Below are 15640 nucleotides of genomic sequence, written 5' to 3' on the forward strand. Positions count from 1 at the left end.
AGGTCTCGTCAGGAGCTTTTAGGCGCGGGGAACGCGGCTTTGATATTGGCGTCGATGGCGCCTTTCTGGCCCTGGCCATCGGGCGTGGCACCGGGGCCGCCGCCGTTGTTCAGGTGCAGTACGCCACCCGTGTTGAACTCGGCATCGCCGCTGGCATAGAAGCTGATCTGCACGCCGGTGAGGTTGATCTGCCCGCTGGCGTTCAACTCCAGAATGCTTTCGCCGCAGACCAGGCGCAGATTTTCGCCGACTTCGATGACATAGCTCTGGCTGATGCTGTCGGTCTTCCTCTGGCCCACCGAGAGGATGTCTTCCTGCTTGACGATGCGCAGGCGGTTGTTGCCGATGGTCACCGTCTCGTTGTGGCCGATGCTCTTGTTGCGGTCATGCCCCACCGAATGGCTCTCATCCACCTCCACCACAATGTCCTGATTCCGCTCGGCGTGGATATACAGCTGCTCCAGGCCCTTCTTGTCCTCCATGCGGATTTCATTGAAGTTGGCTGGCGTGCCGCCTTTGCTCGAACGGCTTTTCATGCCGCTCTGGGTCGCGTTTTCCGGCAGATCGTAGGGCACGGTCTGTTCGGCGTTGTAGACGCGGCCGGTGATGATCGGCCGGTCGGGGTCACCCTCAAGGAAGCTCACAATCACTTCCTGGCCGATCCGTGGGATCTGCATCGAGCCCCAGTTCTTGCCGGCCCAGGACTGCGACACACGAATCCAGCACGAGCTGTTTTCGTTGGATTGGTCATGGCGGTCCCAATAGAAATGCACCTTCACGCGGCCGTACTGGTCGGTCCAGATTTCCTCGCCCTTGGGGCCCACCACCAAGGCGGTTTGCGGGCCCTTGACGATAGGCCGATGCGTGTTGGCCAGCGGGCGGAAGCTCTGTTGGGCGTCGATACAGGTGAGGCTGCTTTCAAACTGTGCCGAACCCGAGCCGCCGCCGCTTTCCAGGCTTTCCTGCACGATGTAGTAGCGGCATCCGACGATCAGGTATTCGCGGTTCTGGTCCTGGCGGCTGAAGCCGGTGAGGCTGAACAGATGGCCGGAGCCCAGGCCCCGCGCATTGCCGCTGAACTCGATTTGTTCATGCAGGGTTTGCAGGGCTTCGATGCGGGTGCGTGCGTAGTGTTCGCCGTCTTCGCTCTGCACGTAGGTGCCGGGGTAGTCGTACAGCGGATAGTCGCCGGCGGTGTGCGGGCGCGGCATGGCCGAGCGCACGTCGATGCTGGCGCTGGGGCGTTGGAAATCGTAGTCGTTGAGCTCCAGCGAACCCGGCTGCACTTCGTGCGCCAGGTGCCAGTTGTGCATATGGTCGCGTTCGCGCTGCTGCTCGTCCTTGGGGTAGTACGGGATCGACGCGTAGCCCGGCACCGTGGTGTGGGCCCCGTAGGCATCGGCCAGCACCAGCACATGGCGGTCCTGCTCATGGCGGAAGAAGTAGTAGATCCCTTCCTGTTCCATCAGGCGGCTGACGAAATCGAAGCTGGTCTCGCGGTACTGCACGCAGTATTCCCACTCGCGGTACGGCCGGCTCAGGGCGTCCTCAAAGTCGGAAAACCCCAGATCGCGGAACACCTGCTTGATGATCTGCGGGATGCTCAGGTTCTGGAAGATCCGGCAATCGGAGGTACGGCTCAACAGCCACAGCCACGGACGTAGCGTCACCTGGTAGCTGGCGAACTGGCCCTGGTCGATGTTCTGGCTGCAGCGCGCGACGATGCCGTGGAAGTGCCGCTCACCGCCATCCGCCAATTGCAGGCCCACGCTCATGGGTTTGCCGAGCAATTGGTTAAGGTCGATGTTGGCGTCCAGGGACGTCAGTTGCAGCTCATAGTTGAACAGCCTGCCCAGCTCTTCACCGCCGCCCATTTCATTGAGCAGCAGCACATCCGGCCCGAGGGGGCTGGTGACTTTGGCCAGGCGTGAGGCTTGGTTGAATAGCATCGGTTAACCCGTAAATGTCGATGTACCTGACGAAACCGAACCCCTGTAGGCGCTGGCTTGTGTGGGAGCGGGGCTTGCCCGCGATGCATGCACCTCGGTGTGTCAGTCACACCTTGGTGATGCTATCGCAGGCAAGCCAGCTCCCACACAAGCCGGCTCCTACAGTTTTAATGGTGTTGCGTCAGTTGGCGTCGCTGAAGTCGTAGTGCAATTCATTATCCCGGCTGCTGATCCGCACCCCCGCCAACGCCTTGCCTTCCAGCATGCGCGTGAGGAACTCACGGCTCATATCCGGCAGCAGGCTGTTGGTGAGGATGGTGTCGATCATGCGCCCACCGCTTTCGGTTTCGGTGCAACGCGAGACGATCAGGTCGACCACCGCGTCGTCGTAATCGAAGGCCACCTTGTGCGTACTCTCCACGCGCTTCTTGATGCGGTTGAGCTGCAGGCGGGTGATCGCCTTAAGCATCTCGTCGCTGAGCGGGTAGTACGGAATAGTCACCAAGCGGCCGAGCAAGGCCGGCGGGAAGATTTCCAGCAGCGGCTGGCGCAGCGCCTTGGCGATCTCTTCCGGCTCCGGCACGTTCGCCGGGTCTTTGCACACGTGGGAAATCAGTTCGGTACCGGCGTTGGTGGTCAGCAGGATCAGGGTGTTCTTGAAGTCGATCACCCGGCCCTCGCCGTCTTCCATCACGCCCTTGTCGAACACCTGGAAGAAGATCTCATGCACGTCCGGGTGGGCTTTTTCCACCTCGTCCAGCAGCACCACGCTGTAGGGTTTACGGCGCACGGCTTCGGTCAGCACTCCGCCTTCGCCATAGCCGATGTAACCCGGTGGCGCGCCCTTGAGGGTCGACACCGTGTGAGCTTCCTGGAACTCGCTCATGTTGATGGTGATCACGTTCTGCTCGCCGCCGTACATGGCTTCGGCCAGGGCCAGGGCGGTTTCGGTCTTGCCCACGCCGGAGGTGCCGGCCAGCATGAACACGCCAATCGGCTTGCTCGGGTTGTCGAGGCCGGCGCGGGAGGTCTGGATGCGCTTGGCGATCATCTGCAGGGCATGGTCCTGGCCGATGATGCGTTTTTTCAGGTGCTGGTCGAGGTTGAGCACCGTCTCCAGTTCGTTGCGCGCCATGCGGCCCACCGGGATGCCGGTCCAGTCAGCGACCACCGAGGCCACGGCCTGGTAATCCACGGTCGGCAGGATCAGCGGGGTTTCGCCTTGCAGGGCGCTGAGGCGCTGTTGCAGGTCAACCAGTTGGGCACGCAGTTCATCGTTGCCGCTATCGACCACGCCTGCGGTTTCGCGCAAGGTCGCGCGGGTGGCGAGCAGTTCGTCGACCAGTGTTTTCTCTTCAGCCCAGCGGCTTTCCAGGGTCGCCAGGCGCTCACGCTCAGCGCTCAACAGCGCTTCGGTGTTGGTCTGGCGCGCGCCAATCGCAATACCGATGGCATGCTCGCGGGCGATGATTTGCAGCTCGGTTTCCAGCGCCTCGATGCGGCGGCGGCTGTCGTCCACTTCGGCCGGTACCGCGTGCAGGCTGATGGCGACGCGGGCGCAGGCGGTGTCCAGCAGGCTCACGGATTTGTCCGGCAACTGACGCGCCGGGATGTAGCGGTGAGACAGCTTCACCGAGGCTTCCAGGGCTTCGTCAAGGATCTGCACCTGATGGTGTTTTTCCATGGTCGAGGCCACGCCGCGCATCATCAGCAGCGCCTTGTCTTCCGACGGCTCGGCCACTTGTACCACCTGGAAGCGGCGGGTCAGGGCCGGGTCTTTCTCGATGTGCTTCTTGTACTCGGCCCAGGTGGTCGCCGCCACGGTGCGCAAGGTGCCGCGTGCCAGGGCTGGCTTGAGCAGGTTGGCCGCATCGCCCGTGCCCGCAGCGCCGCCGGCACCCACCAGCGTATGCGCTTCGTCGATGAACAGGATGATCGGCTTGGGCGACGCCTGCACGTCTTCGATGACCTGGCGCAGGCGCTGTTCGAACTCGCCCTTCATGCTGGCGCCGGCCTGCAACAGGCCCACGTCCAGGCTGCGCAGCTCCACGTCCTTGAGCGCCGGCGGCACGTCACCGGCGACGATGCGCAGGGCGAAACCTTCGACCACGGCGGTCTTGCCCACACCGGCTTCACCGGTGAGGATCGGGTTGTTCTGGCGACGGCGCATGAGGATATCCACCAGTTGGCGGATCTCTTCGTCACGGCCCACGATGGGGTCGAGCTTGCCGCTGCGCGCCTGTTCGGTCAGATCCACGGTGAAGCGCTTGAGGGCTTCCTGCTTGCCCATCGCGCTCGGCGCCATGGCCCCGCTGGCTTCGCCCGGTACGGCGCCGGCGTTGAACCCATCGCTGGCACTCAACGCGTTCTCCGGCGAGTCGCCGACGTATTCGTCAAAGCGTTCGCTCAGGGCTTCGGCCTTGATCTTGTCGAACTCCGAAGACAGACCCAACAGCGCATGGCGCAGGCTTGGCGTCTTGAGGATGCCGAGCACCAGGTAGCCGGTGCGCACCTGGCTTTCGCCAAACATCAGGCTGCCGTACACCCAGCCGCGTTCCACGGCTTCTTCCACATGGGAGGACAGGTCGGTGATCGAGGTCGAGCCACGCGGCAGGCGGTCCAGGGCTTCGGTCAGGTCACGGGCCAGGCGCGCCGGCTCCACGTTGAACTGGCGGATGATGCGGTGCAGGTCCGAGTCCTGCAGTTGCAGCAACTGGTGAAACCAGTGGGCCAGTTCTACGTACGGGTTGCCCCGCAGTTTGCAGAATACGGTGGCGGCTTCGATGGCCTTGTAGGCCACGCTGTTGAGTTTGCCGAACAGTGCGGCGCGACTGATTTCACCCATGCTCTGGATTCCTTGAGGTGGTGGCCTGATCGGCGTAATGCCGGGCCAGGATTAGGTCGTTGGCGTCTCGCTCGGGTTGGCCGAGCCAGGTGTTGAAGCCCAGGCGAAACTGGCCGTTGAGTTGCAGCGCCGGGACTTCGGGCTGTTGCAGGACCAGGTTCAGGTCCCAGTCCAGTTCATGGCCCAGGTACTCGGCCACCCACGCCACCAGCTCGTTGAACGGCTGCTGGCCGGGCAGCATGCTCATGTAGTCATCAAGCTTGAGCGGGCCGAGGCGGATGCGGAATTTGTGCTGGCGGTCCCACACGAAGCTGCCCAGGCAAAAGTCCACGCCCAAGCGGTTGGCGCTCACGCTGACGCGGCTACGCTCGGGCAATTCGAGCCATTGGCCGACGTACTCTTCGATCTCCACCGGCAGCCCAAAGTACTCACCGAGAATGGCCTTCAGGCCATCCGGGTAGCGGGTTTGCGCCGACAGGTGGCCGCTGTAATGCAGCTTCGCGGTGTCCGGGATGAGCCCCTGCTTGAGCAGGCTCGGCATGCCGCGACCGCTCAGGGCGGCGAGGCGTGCCGACCAGTAGTCGTCGTCCGGGCGGTCGTGGCTGACCGTCGGCCGCGCCTCGGCCCAGGCCCGGTAGAACAGGCTGAGCAGGCGATGGTGGAACACATCCAAAAACTGTTTGCTGGTGCTGTCGGCGTTGTTGCGCTGGCGCTCGCGCACGTACTCGGTGATGTGCAGCGGCAGCGGGCCGTTGGGGCCGCCAAGGCCGAAGAAGAACTGCTCCAGCCGCGCCGGCTTGCCGTCACCACCGGGGTCGACCGACGCCAGGGTGGCCGGGGCAAAGGTGCAATCGGCCTGTTGGCCCAGGCGCAACGGGTCATCGGCCAGGCGCAGAGAATGGCCCAGGCGCGGCAGCTCCGGCGATTCGCACTCGATACGGCGCAGCGCCTGGAAGAAATCGTATTCCCAGGGTTCCTGATGCATCGCATCCAGTGTGTTCACAGGGTCGGACGCCGTCCGGGCTTGGCTTTCCATCGCATGATCTCGCCGCGTTCGGTGGTACGGATCACCGTCTCGGTAAAGCTGTTGATCGACACGTAGCGCGCCAGGAAACGTTCCAGCACGGCACCGAGCAGGAACACGCCGGTGCCGCGAAACGCGTTTTCATCGAATTCCAAGGTGATTTCCAGGCCACGGCCAAACACGATCGGGCCGGGCATGGGCAGGCGCCGGGTTACGGCCTTGCTGCTGACTTCACGCAGGCCTTCGATCTGCAACTGCAGGGCAGCGTCGTTGCTGTCGCCGTACAGGCGCAGCAGTTCGCGCAAGGCGCCGGCGCCCTGGCCTTGTTCGCTCAACGACAAATAGTTGAGCGAGAGTTGGCTGATCAGGCGCCAGGCCTTGGCGTCATGGGCATGGCTGGCGCGTGGACGACTCGGACCGGTCACGCAGCGCACGGCCAATACCGGCGCGCTGTCGGCCAGGGTGAAGTCGGTCTTGCCATTGCCCACGCTCATGAACAGGGGCAGGTCGCGGTTGGTGCACAGCGCGGTCACGCCGAGCTGGCGCAGGTCGTGGCCGTAAGGCGCTTGCTTGCTGTCAACCAGGCTGACGAAGGTCTCGCTGCCCACGTAGGTGGAGCGCGGGCCGTTGCGACGCTGGTCGCTGGACAGCACACGCGGCTCACGGCGCACGGTGTAGTAGGCCTGGTCGCGACCGTACCGCGACGGATCGCGCACCGCGTAGAACGGCAGGAATGGCTGCTCCGGCCCGGTGCCGTGGCCAGTCATGCCGCTCAACGAGTGAATCTCGAAATCCATGGGGCGTGTGCGGTCGGCGATCACGTGGTGTTCGTTGACCCGGTCAGACAGGTGGATGCGGTCCACCCGCTTGGGAAACAGGTTGATCGCCGGCGTGCAGAACGGCAGGAACTGCGCCGCGCCGACGCTGCCTTCCAGGCTCGGCTCATGGCGGTCGAACAGCACGATCAGCTCCAGCTCCTGGCCGTCGCAGCGCTTGACCGCACGGCTCAGTTCGGCGAACTCGACGAACAGAAAACGGTGGGGCAGGGCGAAGTATTCCTGCAACAGGCGATAGCCCTGGAAGGCACGTGCGACAACGGGCATGGCCGCGTCGGCATCGTCGAAGCCACGGGAGCGCAGCGCATCTTGCGGCAGGCGCTCGACCCAATCGCCGCCCGGTTTGCGTGCGAACACCGCGCAGGCATTGCCCAGCAATTGTTCGTACAGGCGGAACGGCTGCTCGTCGGCGCCGCTGAGGTACAGCGGCAGGCTGTCGAGGTCGAGGCTGTTGAACGGCAATTCGGCGCCCGTGCGCAGGGTCAGGCGCAAGCCGGCCTTGGCTTTCGGCTCACTGGCGGCCAAACGCCCGAGCACGGCGGCAGGGTTGCCGAAGTACTCGGCATTGGCCACTTGCAACGGCCACAACGTCACCGGTTGGGCGGTGCGGTACTCGCAGCAGGTCTGGGTTTCGCGGCCCAACGCGGCCCGCAATACGCTGTCGCGGGGCAGCGGGAAACCGCTGGCCAGGGAGCCTTCGTCCGGGTCGGTCTGCAATTGCACCACGGTCATCGACGGCGTCGGCGCCAGGTAATGCGGGTAGGCAATTTCCAGCAGGTTGTGGGTGAAGGTCGGGTACTCGGCGTCGAGCTTGAGCTGCACGCGGGCGGTGAGGTAGGCAAAACCTTCGAGCAAGCGCTCAACGTACGGGTCGGCGCAGTCCATGCCGGACAGGGTCAGCCGACTGGCGATCTTCGGGTATTCCTTGGCGAACTCGGCGGCGCTTTCGCGCACGTGATGCAGTTCCTGGTTGTACAGCTCCAGCAGGCGCGGGTTCATGGGCGTCTCCGCTGGTCGGCATTGACCACGCGCACGTGGCCGGACTCCAGGTCCAGGTCGGTTTGCAGCAACAGGCGCAACGGCACCGGCTGTGCCCACAGGTCGCCTTCGATCTCGAAACTCAGCGCATTGTGGTTCATCTCGCCATGGCCGACGCGGGCTTTGACGCGCAGGGTGTGGCGCAGAATACGCGGCTCAAAGGTGGCGATGGCCTGGTAGATCAACGCCTCCAGGGCCTTGATGTCCACGCTGGAAACACTGTTGCCCGCCAGCGCCGGCAGGCCGTAATTGACCACCGACGTACCGGCCGGGGTGTGCAGCGTCGCATCGGCATCGAGCAACGACGTGGTGTTGAGCAGCCACGCCAGGTCACGCAGCACCGAGGCTTTCAATTGGGTCAGGGACAGCACGCGTTTGTCGGCGCTTTCCTTGGGATTGGTCGGGTCGTCGTCGGTCAACCGGTCCAGCAGGGACGGTTGCAGACGGTCGCGGGAAGCGATTTCAGTGACCACCAAAGCGGCTCCACGGACGGGGTGTGAGAGGGACAATCGGGCTGTGGCCGTGGCGCGAAGCCACGGCCACAAGGGCTATCAGCGTTTGGTGTTGGAACGGATGTTCCAGCCAAACTTGATCGCACCGCCGTCTTTGGTGCCGTCGGCTTTCTGCGGCTGGTAGTCGACCATCACTTGGGCGAAGTTCAGGGTGACGTTCTCGGTCAGGCGGTCATCGGTGCCCGAACCGCCAGTGCTCAGCGAGGTCACCAGCACTTCTTCCAGGTTGATCACCATGTACTCGACCTGGCTTTCGCCACCGGCCTTGCGCACGGTCAGCTTGACCTTGTCGATGTGTTTGCCGCTGGCGCAGTGCATCATCAGGTTCGGCGAGGCTTTGTCGACGTACTTGGTCAGCGACAGGTCCTGGATATTCACCTTGCCCGCGCCGCCGCCACCGCCCACGTGCATGTTGCCGGACTGGGCCATGCCCCAGCTCCAGTTCAGCACGTCGATTTCGTCCTTGTGGGCCTTGTCCATGGACTCGCCCTTGATGTCGCCGATCTTGATGAAAATATCAACAGCCATGTTTTCTCCCTGTGTGGCCCAGGCCACGAAATTTGGTTAAGCCCAATGGGGCTTTGCTCTTCTGTGGGAGCTGGCTTGCCTGCGATTGCATCACCGCGGTCTGCCTGCCGGACCGCGCCGCCTGCATCGCGGGCAAGCCCGGCTCCCACAGAAGAGCCGGTTCAACAGCTACTTACGCGCTCTTGGCCGAAGGCAGCTTCGATACCAGACGCAGCGACACTGTCAGCCCTTCAAGCTGGTAGTGCGGGCGCAGGTAGAACTTGGAGTTGTAGTAACCCGGGTTGCCTTCGACTTCTTCCACGATCACTTCCGCCGCCGCCAACGGGTGCTGGGCCTTGGTGGTTTCGGTGGAGTGCGCAGGGTCACCGTCCACGTAGTTGAGGATCCAGTCCTGCAACCAGCGCTGCATCTCGTCCTTCTCTTTGAAGGAACCGATCTTGTCGCGCACGATGCACTTCAAGTAGTGGGCGAAACGGCAGGTGGCGAACAGGTACGGCAGGCGCGCGGCCAGGTTGGCGTTGGCGGTGGCGTCCGGGTCGTCGTATTCGGCCGGTTTCTGCAACGACTGGGCGCCGATGAACGCGGCGAAGTCGGTGTTTTTCTTGTGCAGCAGCGGCATGAAACCGTTCTTCGCCAGCTCCGCTTCACGGCGGTCGCTGATGGCGATTTCGGTCGGGCACTTCATGTCCACGCCACCGTCATCGGTCGGGAACGTGTGGGCCGGCAAGTTTTCCACTTCACCGCCAGATTCCACGCCACGGATGCGCGAGCACCAGCCGTAATGCTTGAACGAACGGTTGATGTTCACTGCCATCGCGTAGGCGGCGTTGGCCCAGGTGTACTTGGAGCTGTCGGCGCCGTCGGTGTTTTCTTCGAAGGCGAAGGCTTCCACCGGGTCGGTCTTGGCGCCGTACGGCAGGCGCGCCAGGAAGCGCGGCATGGTCAGGCCGATGTAGCGCGAGTCTTCCGACTCACGCAGAGAGCGCCAGCCGGCGTATTCCGGGGTGGTGAAGATCTTGGTCAGGTCGCGCGGGTTCGACAGTTCCTGCCACGAACCCATGCCCATCACGGTCGGCGAAGCGGCGGCGATGAACGGGGAGTGCATGGCGGCGCAGACTTTCGACAGCTCGCCCAACAGCTCCACGTCGGGAGGCGATTGGTCGAAGTAGTAGTCGCCCACCAGGCAGCCGTAAGGTTCGCCGCCGAACTGGCCGTATTCTTCTTCGTACATCTTCTTGAAGATCGGGCTCTGGTCCCACGCGGTGCCCTTGAATTTCTTCAGGGTCTTGTGCAGGTCCGGCTTGGAGATGTTGAGCACGCGGATCTTGAGCTGCTCATCGCTCTCGGTGTTGTTGACCAGGTAGTGCAGGCCACGCCAGGCGCTTTCCAGCTGCTGGAAATCCTGGTGGTGGATGATCTGGTTGACCTGGGCCGTCAGCTTGGCGTCGATGGCGGCGATGATCGATTCGATCGACTTGATCGCGTCGTTGGACACCAGGTCGGTTTGCGCCAGAGCCTGTTCTGCCAGGGTGCGCACGGCGGTTTCCACGGCTTCGCGGGCGCGCTCGGTCTTGGGCTTGAACTCTTGCAGCAGCAGGTTCGCGAACTCGCTGGCTTCTTCGGTGGCGCCCAGAATCGGGGCGCCTTCGCGGGCGGTATTGTCAGTCATGATTACTGGTCCCCTGCAGGCTTGGGCGCACTGGCAAGTGCTTGCAGCAGTGCCGGGTCCTTGATCGCCTTCATGATGATTTCTTCAGCGCCGGTCTTGCCGTCCATGTAGGTCAGCAGGTTGGCCAGCTGGGTGCGGGCTTCGAGCAGTTGGTTCAGCGAGTCGACCTTGCGGGCCACGGCGGCCGGGCTGAAGTCGTCCATGCTTTCGAAGGTGATGTCCAGGCTCAGGTTGCCTTCACCGGTCAGCTCGTTCGGTACGTGGAACGCCACGCGCGGCTGCATGGCCTTGAGGCGCGAGTCGAAATTGTCGACGTCCACTTCAAGGAACTTGCGGTCGGCCACGGGCGCGAGCGGTTCGGCAGGCTTGCCGGCGAGGTCGGCCATCACGCCCATCACGAAGGGCAGTTGGACCTTTTTCTCGGCGCCGTAGAGCTCGACGTCGTACTCGATCTGCACTCGAGGCGCACGGTTGCGCGCGATGAATTTCTGAGAACTTTGCTTCGCCACGTTGCTGCTCCTGGTCGCTTGAGCGACGGTGTTGTTACTGCACAGTCGGGCGGCTTACTCGCCGTCCGGACCGCGCAGGTTTTCAAATTGGGACATGCCGTCGGGAATCAGGTTGCGCACGATGGCCGCGAAGTCGGCGTGCACCAGATTCTTCGCCCGGTTCAACAGCACCGGCAGCGGGCTCGAAGGCTCGTGACGGGTGTAGTACGCAAGGATCTTGTCGAGGCTGCGCAGCACGTCGTCGCGGCTGGCGATATCGCCGACCGGACGCTGTACTGCGGGCGCGGCAGCGAAGTCGGCCGAGGGGGCATTGTCGTCACTGACGGCCTCGGGTTCGCTGCTGCTGTCGGTGCCGGGCACCGCTTGGTTGAGTATCTGCAGCGCTTGCTTGAGCGGCTGCTTCAGGGCACTGAGGTCCACGCCCTGGGCGGAACCGACTTGATCGTTGACCTGTTGCTCGATGGCTTCGCAGGCCGCACGCGCTGCGCTCAAGGCATCGCGCGTGGCTTGCAGTTGCTCGGGGTCACTGTCGAGGAAGGCGGCGTTGAGTTGCTGGGCACCCAGTTGCTCATCGGCAAAGCTCTGCAGGCCGCTGGCGTTGAGCGCGGCGCGCAGGCTCACGGGGCCGAAGGTGCGCGAGCGCGTGAGGATGCTTTCGCGCAGCAGGCGAATGTTCGTATCGCAGGTCAGGCCGGTGAGAGCGTTGATGCGCACGGTGGGGTCGTTATCGTCGTCGGCGTCCAGGCGCGGGTGCAGCTCGGCCCAGTAGTCGCGCAACAGCGCGTTGATCAGCGAAAGGGCTTCGGCAAACCCGGCAACGCCTTGCAGGGCGAGCGAGCTTTGCACCAGAAAGTGGGTGATGCGCAGGTCTTTGCTGCGCGCCAGCAAGTCGAGGCTTTGCTGCTGGATGCTGCGCCATTCCGGAGGTTCGGCGGGCAGGATCGAGTCGCCCATGCTGCGCTCGGGTTGCCCCTTGGCGGCACGCTCCAGGTGGAGGAAATCCGCGTCATATTCCATGTCTTCGCCACAGGGCGAAGTCGCGGAAACGGCGGTGAGCAGCAACGGCACATCCACTGAAATTGATCTCCCTATCAGCCCGTTAGATGGCGGGCAATGCATGCATTAGTTGCGCGAGGAACTAGGCATGTTTTCTTGGTCATATTGGAACTTTGAACTCAAGTTGATTTCAAAGTGCCATCACTGGTATTCAAGAAGTTGTGCATTTTTGGTGTAGTACTTATGCCTTGTCAAGGTAAGCTATTCGCCCTCTGTGACAGATGTGCGGTGCTTAACAACCTGCGCGACTGGTGGGTCTAGCGGCGCACCAGGACAGGATTTTTGTCATAGAGGCCAGTTAAGATCAGCGATCATGCTGACAAAAGCAGGTTTTGAAGGTCGATTGCACGACCTGGTGGGGACCTCCCGGGAAACGCTGTCCCGGGAGTTGACCGCGCGCGAAGTATCAGCAAGGAGGCAAGATGTCGCTGTGTTTGACTATCACTAGTTATCACAAGATTACCCCTGGGCAGTGTCCGGAAAAGTCCTTGAACCAGGGCTCGATGGCTATTGGCCGCAGCTCGGATAATGACTGGGTATTGCCTGATCCTGAGCGTCTGGTTTCTTCGCAACACTGTGTTATTCAATACAAAGATGGCCGTTATTATTTAACCGATAACAGCACCAACGGCGTGGAGTTGGTTAACGCCGGTATTCGTTTGCGCCGGGGCAACAGCGAGCCCCTGCAGGACGGCGAGCTGATCCGCATCGGCGATTACGAGATCCAGGCCCGCATCGACTTCAACGTGCAGGCCGTCGACAGCCAGCCGTTTGTCGGAGATTCACCCAACAGCTTCGAAGCGCTGATGGGTGCCGTGGTGAGCACGCCCACGCCGACCCCCGTGCCGGTGATCGCCCCGCAATTCCAGGGCGCGTCCTCGATGGACACCTTGCCCGACCTGTTCGACTTTCTCAGCCCCACCGCCGTGCCGCCGCCGACCGTGGCGGACCATGTGCCTTCCGAGCAGCACGATTTCCGTCCGCCGACGCCCGTGGCGGTCCCCGTGGTCGAAAAACCCGTGGTGTCCGGCTCGGTGATCCCCGAGGACTGGGACCTGTTCGGCGACACGCCCGCGCCCGCGCCTGTGGTGGCCACGCCCGTACCAGTCGGCACACCTGAGCCGCTCCCTGCGCCCGTCATCGCGCCGCCGGTGCTTGCCGATACCGCGCAACCCGACCTGCTGCAAGCCTTCCTGCGCGGTGCCGGCCTGGACCAACTGCGCCTGGACAAGACCGACGCCTGCGCCCAGATGGAAAACATCGGCCGCAGCTACCGCCTGATGGTCGAAGGCCTGATCGATGTGTTGCGTGCCCGGGCCAGCCTCAAGGGCGAGTTCCGCATGCAGCAGACGATGATCCAGCCCGCCGAAAACAACCCGTTGAAATTCGCCCCGAATGCCGATGAAGCGTTACTGCTGCTGCTTCGCCACGGCAACCAGGCGTTTATGGCGCCGGACGCGGCGGTGCGCGACAGTTTCGACGACTTGCGCGCCCACCAGCTGGCAGTGATGGCCGGGGTGGAAGCCGCCATCAAGCACCTGCTCAAGCGCTTTGAACCGGCCCAGCTGGAAGAACGCATGGGCAAGCCGGGCGGGCTCTCCAGCCTGTTCAACGGTTCGCGCCAGGCCCAGTACTGGCAACAGTTCACCGAGCTCTACAGCAATATTTCCCGCGAGGCCCAGGAAGACTTCCAGGACCTGTTCGGCCGCGAATTCAGCCGAGCCTACGAAGAGCACAGCGCCCGACAGCGACGCTGACACGCAGTACATGGATTAACGGATAGCTAAGTACGTCATTGAGGACGCAGGATGATTCCCAGGTTTTTACTCGCAGCCGCCACGGCGCTTCTGCTGACGGCGTGTGCCACGGACGCCGCCAAACCCGACGCACCGGCCGAGGCTGAAGCCGACACCGCCGCCGTCGAATTGCACTTCCACGCGATTGCCGGGCTCAACCCCGGTGCCAACGGCCAGGCAGCACCGGTGCGGGTGCGCATCTTCGAGCTGAAAAACGCCGCCACCTTCGGTCGTTCCGATTACTTCGCCTTGGCTGACCGTGCGCAATCCACCCTCGGCCTGGACCTGCTCGACCAGGACGAAGTGATGGTGCATCCCGGCCAGCAATTGAGCATTCAGCGCGACCTTGACCCGTCCACCCGCCAGATCGGCTTGCTGGTGGGTTACCGCGAGCTCGACCGCGCGCAATGGCGCACGGTGATCAACGTGCCGGCGCGCCAATACACCGAATACCAGATCAGCCTCGATGTGCGTGCCGTGCGCGCCGACGTCGTGGTTCCCCCATCCAGCCCTGCCAGATAAGAAGCAATCGGAGCCCCCATGTCCTGGAACAATCGCGTGGTCTGGTCGGAAGGCATGTTCATCGGAACGCAGCACTTCCAGCAGCATGACCGTTACCTGGAAAACCTCATTGATGCCCGCAGCCGTCCATTGTCTGCAGGCAGCTGGGGTTTTTCTGAATTGCTGATCGACCAGGGCCTGTTGGCTCAGGGCAAGCTGGCCATCGTGTCTGCACGCGGCCTGTTGCCCGACGGCACGCCATTCAATATCCCCCAGGACGACCTGGCGCCGAGCCCGCTGAATATCGACGACAACCTGCGCGACGGCCTGGTGTACCTGGCCTTGCCGCTCAAGCGCGCGGGCGCGCGCGACACCGTCGACGAAGGCGAAGCCCTTGGCGCCGCGCGCTATGTGAGCCAGGTGCGCGAAGTGCGTGATGACAACGCGCCGTTCGAAAACCGCGCACCGGTGGCCGTGGGCTCCCGGGCCCTGCGCTTGCTGACCGCCCAAGATGGCATCAGCGATTACGCCGCCGTGGGCCTGGTGCGCATCAAGGAAAAACGTGCCGACCGCGCGCTGGTGCTCGACGACACCTACATCCCACCCGTGCTCGACGTGGCCGCGAGCAAACCGCTCACGGCGTTTCGCAGTGAACTGCTGGGCCTGCTGCACCAGCGTGGCGAAGCCCTGGCTGGCCGCGTGGTCGCCTCGGGCGCCGGGGGCGCGTCGGAGATTGCCGACTTCATGCTGCTGCAACTGGTCAACCGCGCCCAGCCGCTGATCCAGCATTTCAGCCAGTTGAGCCCGCTGCACCCGGAGCGTTTTTTCAGTGAGCTGGTGAGCCTGGCCGGCGAATTCTCCACCTTCTCCACCACCGGCCGGCGCCCCCAGGAATATCCGCACTACCAGCACGACGACTTGGCCCTGAGCTTTGCTCCGGTGATGGCGGCGCTGCGCGAGGCCCTGTCGATGCTGATCGACAGCAAGGCCACGCCGATCCCGATTGTCGAGAAAGCCTACGGCATCCACGTGGCGATGCTGGCCGACAAGACCCTGATCGACACTGCCAGCTTCATCCTCGTGGTGCGCGCCGATGTGCCCGGCGAGACCCTGCGTGCGCGCTTCGGCCAGCAGAGCAAGGTCGGCTCGGTGGAGCACATCCGCGACATGGTCAACCTGCAACTGCCGGGCATCGGCCTGCTGCCGTTGCCGGTGGCGCCACGGCAGATCCCCTACCACGCAGGCTCCACCTATTACGAACTGGACCGGGGCAGCGAGCACTGGCAGCAGTTGAGCAATTCCGGTGGGTTTGCCTTCCACATCGCCGGGCAGTTCCCGGGCTTGAACCTGGCCTTCTGGGCGATCCGAGGATAATCC

Annotated in this window: 12 protein-coding genes; 3 read left to right on the forward strand and 9 right to left on the reverse strand. The window is 63.4% G+C overall.

The window, feature by feature from the left end:
* Nucleotides 1-8: 8 nt before the first annotated feature.
* The 9 genes from AC07SU_RS15375 to tssA form a co-directional block, all read right to left on the reverse strand.
* Nucleotides 9-1949 (reverse strand): type VI secretion system Vgr family protein, encoded by a 1941-nt coding sequence (locus tag AC07SU_RS15375; protein ID WP_176994485.1) that lies wholly within the window; start codon nt 1947-1949, stop codon nt 9-11.
* A gap of 181 nt (nt 1950-2130) precedes the next feature.
* A complete protein-coding gene (gene tssH, locus AC07SU_RS15380; protein WP_494997519.1) occupies nt 2131-4794 on the reverse strand; it encodes a type VI secretion system ATPase TssH in 2664 nt (887 codons plus the stop codon).
* On the reverse strand, nt 4787-5830 hold the full coding sequence (tssG, locus tag AC07SU_RS15385; RefSeq protein ID WP_494997520.1) for a type VI secretion system baseplate subunit TssG: 1044 nt from the start codon (nt 5828-5830) through the stop codon (nt 4787-4789). The genes tssH and tssG overlap by 8 nt, the downstream gene beginning before the upstream one ends.
* Complete coding sequence (gene tssF / locus AC07SU_RS15390; protein WP_494997521.1) at nt 5794-7653, reverse strand: type VI secretion system baseplate subunit TssF; 1860 nt, start codon at nt 7651-7653, stop codon at nt 5794-5796. The genes tssG and tssF overlap by 37 nt, the downstream gene beginning before the upstream one ends.
* Nucleotides 7650-8165 carry a type VI secretion system baseplate subunit TssE gene (tssE, locus tag AC07SU_RS15395; RefSeq protein WP_005792513.1) on the reverse strand — a complete coding sequence of 172 codons (516 nt, stop codon included), beginning with the start codon at nt 8163-8165 and terminating at the stop codon, nt 7650-7652. The genes tssF and tssE overlap by 4 nt, the downstream gene beginning before the upstream one ends.
* Before the next feature lie 78 nt (nt 8166-8243).
* The gene (locus AC07SU_RS15400) at nt 8244-8732 is read right to left on the reverse strand and encodes an Hcp family type VI secretion system effector (protein WP_005792512.1); all 489 of its coding nucleotides are present in this window, start codon (nt 8730-8732) and stop codon (nt 8244-8246) included.
* 172 nt (nt 8733-8904) lie between these two features.
* Nucleotides 8905-10401, reverse strand: coding sequence for a type VI secretion system contractile sheath large subunit (gene tssC / locus AC07SU_RS15405; RefSeq protein WP_176994481.1), 1497 nt, complete (start codon nt 10399-10401; stop codon nt 8905-8907).
* 2 nt (nt 10402-10403) lie between these two features.
* Nucleotides 10404-10910, reverse strand: a complete 507-nt coding sequence (gene tssB, locus AC07SU_RS15410; protein WP_010207547.1) for a type VI secretion system contractile sheath small subunit — start codon at nt 10908-10910, stop codon at nt 10404-10406.
* Between the two features lie 54 nt (nt 10911-10964).
* On the reverse strand, nt 10965-11984 hold the full coding sequence (gene tssA, locus AC07SU_RS15415; RefSeq protein ID WP_176994480.1) for a type VI secretion system protein TssA: 1020 nt from the start codon (nt 11982-11984) through the stop codon (nt 10965-10967).
* A 404-nt stretch (nt 11985-12388) separates the two neighbouring features.
* Here tssA and tagH point away from each other — a divergent pair, with 404 nt between their 5' ends.
* From tagH to tssK, 3 genes are read left to right on the forward strand one after another with little or no spacing between them, the layout of a single operon-like run.
* The gene (tagH, locus tag AC07SU_RS15420; RefSeq protein ID WP_494997522.1) at nt 12389-13723 is read left to right on the forward strand and encodes a type VI secretion system-associated FHA domain protein TagH; all 1335 of its coding nucleotides are present in this window, start codon (nt 12389-12391) and stop codon (nt 13721-13723) included.
* 51 nt (nt 13724-13774) lie between these two features.
* Nucleotides 13775-14284, forward strand: a complete 510-nt coding sequence (gene tssJ, locus AC07SU_RS15425) for a type VI secretion system lipoprotein TssJ (RefSeq protein WP_494997523.1) — start codon at nt 13775-13777, stop codon at nt 14282-14284.
* Between the two features lie 18 nt (nt 14285-14302).
* Nucleotides 14303-15637 carry a type VI secretion system baseplate subunit TssK gene (gene tssK, locus AC07SU_RS15430; protein WP_176994477.1) on the forward strand — a complete coding sequence of 445 codons (1335 nt, stop codon included), beginning with the start codon at nt 14303-14305 and terminating at the stop codon, nt 15635-15637.
* Nucleotides 15638-15640: the final 3 nt, after the last annotated feature.

The sequence above is a fragment of the Pseudomonas sp. GW821-FHT05H12 genome (assembly GCF_059419385.1).